2 protein-coding genes are annotated in these 2,341 nt (G+C 47.8%); both read left to right on the top strand.

All coding sequences use genetic code 11. The annotated features are described in order from the left end of the window. Positions 1-975: tail fiber domain-containing protein (locus AC4PR2_RS28385; RefSeq protein WP_492175987.1), on the top strand; the 975-nt coding region annotated here is incomplete at its 5' end. Continuing rightward, positions 975-2,341: prophage tail fiber N-terminal domain-containing protein (locus tag AC4PR2_RS28380; RefSeq protein ID WP_492175986.1), on the top strand; the 1,367-nt coding region annotated here is incomplete at its 3' end. The genes AC4PR2_RS28385 and AC4PR2_RS28380, both read left to right, overlap by 1 nt.

The raw sequence follows: 2,341 nt of genomic DNA, 5'->3' as shown, positions 1-2,341 counted from the left end.
CAGGTATTCAGCGGCACCGGAAACATTACTGTGATGTTACCTGACGGCAGCACTTATACCGGCCCGGCCTGGAATAGCTTTACTACGGCATTGGAAAATAAAGCCGCTAAAGGGGTAAACAACGATATAACTCAGCTGAAGGCTTTGAGCACGGCTATCACCGTTGCCCAAGGTGGTACGGGTGCAAAAGACGCAGCTGGCGCGCGAACAGGTCTTGGCCTGGGGAATTCGTCAACGAGAAATATAGGCTCTGCGGCCGGAACTGTTGCAGCTGGTGATGATGCTCGTTTGAATACTGTAGGCGGTAAATCTGGCGGGCAGCTTACCGGCGGTCTGGGGGTGTTGAACGGGGTTAATAATGTAAACCTTTCCTTACAGGGGACATATTTATTATGGAATGAGCAACCGGGGACTGGGGTAAGTTCATTGGTTAATAATCCCGGCGATGGCCTTGGCGGGTTTTGGATTAGACTTTTAAATAAGGCGAACACAGCAGAGAAGGCGCGTTTCACTTTCAACCCTGACGGCACAATGATTGTGCCCAGTGGTGTTTATTCTTTAAATGGGCGGGTACGTTCATTTACGGGGTTAGGCGCGGGCTATGTTGAGATTTTTGTAGATGGTGTTCCTAAGGGTATGAACTTCTTTGATTCAGACGAAACAATCAAAGAGAAAATTAATCCAGTGGAACCGGGTGCCGCTTCGGCTGTTATACGTAAAATTCGCCCGGTGTCATACAAATTTAAAGATACTACTTATGACGGCGGGGTAACTATAGGTGCTACGCATGATTTCGGTGTGATTGCACAGGAAGTCGAGAGAATATTACCTAATGGTGTTACGACATTATCCGATGGAAAAAAATCTCTTAATCCACTTGAGCTATTTGGCCTTTTATTGACAGCGAATAAGGAAATGCTGGAAAGAATAGATCGCCAAGATGAATTAATTAACTTGTTAATGGGGAATAAATAATGGTGTTAATCAGCGGTGTATTAAAGGGGCCTTATAGCGATCCCCGCTCTGGCGTAACCATCACTATGCGCTCGATTAAAACGTCGTCTACGGTGTTGAATTTGGCAAAGTCGCAATCGGTGACGGATGACGGCGGTAAATACTCCCTATCCGTGGAGCCGGGTGCATACGAAGTAATTGTGTCTGTTTACGGCTCTCAGCCGGAACGGGTAGGTACCATAGAGGTCTATACCGATTCGCTGCCCGGCACGCTCAATGATTTCCTTCGGCGCCCAGGTGAAAGCGATATTACGCCGGAGATTGTGCAGACTGTCGATCGCCTGCGTGCAGATGCAGCTTTGTCCGCCGAAAAATCAGCAGCATCAGCCGCGGCCGCGAAAATCAGTGAAAATAATGCGTCGGCCACTTTAGCGAATGCAGCAAAGAGTGGCGCTAACTCAGACATTACATCACTGTCTGGCCTGAAAACTGCGCTTAGTATCTCGCAGGGTGGAACAGGGGGAAAAACTAACCAAGAGGCGGCACAAGGAATTTTACTTGGCAGTTGCTATGATAGATTTACTTCCGGGTATGTTAGTAATGGAGCCTGGATGAAAATAACAGTTAAATTTGCAGATACTTCGAATGGTAAAACAATTGGGTTTATCATTATAGGTGGCTCGTTATTTAACGGAAATCCGCTACAGCAAGGCATTCAGTTCGTTACTATTAAAACAGGTAACACGAATAAAGATGGCTTTAGTAATGCTGTTATTCATACGCTTTTTGGTGCAAATAATCGAACAATTAAAGAAGCGAAGTTGAACACGTTAGCTGATGGGCTTACTGTTGAGCTTTATTGCCGAGTAGACCAGTATTCGAGTGATACCGGCGCAATCCTGTTGCCAAGCCGACACGCCAATATCAGCGATGTCTCATTTTCGAATGTGCAGGTGTTGCCAGCGAATATTCCCGCGACTGCATCCGATGCCCGCGTGCTGTTTGTCGATGCCTGGACTAATCAGAATACGACAACTGACTCCAACGGTTTTATCAAGAAGGCTTCGCCTATTATCAGGCTTTCCGGCGAACCGGAAAAGATGCCTGATGACTACTTGGACGGTTTTACGTTGTCTGGCTGCGTTGCGGTGAATGCTGAGGCAGAAGGGGTATCTGGTGAGCGAGTTTCAGTTGGCGCTTACAAAGTCACCGGCGCGTTAGGTTTTGCGGAAGAGGGCTGGAACATCGAAGTGCCGCAGGACGTGAACGGCAACCGCCTTTGCTTTGTATCAGCCAGTACAGGTAAGGACGGCACAATCTATGTGAAGGTCAGCAAGCGCCGCTTTGACATCGACACAGCTGCTATTGTGGCTGGTGAACCGATGGA

The sequence above is a fragment of the Serratia sp. A07 genome (assembly GCF_058725505.1).
Note: the sequence above shows the minus strand (reverse complement) of the source record. Positions and strands in the feature narration are given on the sequence as shown.